The following is a 360-nucleotide window of genomic DNA, read 5'->3' on the forward strand; positions in this document are numbered from 1 at the left end:
TCCAGGGCGACGTGTCGAAAGTGTTCCCCGTCAGCGTCTTCATGGAGTTGATGGGCATGGACTTGTCCCGCCTGCGCGAGTTTCGCGAATTGGCGGAGGCCTTCTTCGACAATCAGAACAATGCCGAGGAGATCGGTCGGCTGTCGGGCCTGATCCTGGGGGAGATGAAGGCGCTGATCGACGAGAAGCGGGCCAACCCCGACGACAAGTTGATGAGCCACTTCATCACCGTCGACATCGGTGGCCGCACGATGAACGAGGACGAGATCCTGGCGATGAGCTTCGTCCTGTTCCTGGGCGGCATGGCCACCGTCACCAACGTCACCGGCTTCGCCTATCAGCAATTGGCGCAAATGCCCG

The 360-nt window shown here is 60.6% G+C and carries 1 protein-coding gene; it reads left to right on the forward strand.

Annotated features, from left to right (window positions below):
- A partial coding sequence (locus tag CVH10_RS18350; protein ID WP_219924802.1) for a cytochrome P450 occupies window positions 1-360 on the forward strand: 360 nt, incomplete at both ends.

This window comes from Halomonas sp. ND22Bw, from assembly GCF_003011945.1.
GTDB classification, from domain to species: domain Bacteria; phylum Pseudomonadota; class Gammaproteobacteria; order Pseudomonadales; family Halomonadaceae; genus Halomonas; species Halomonas halophila.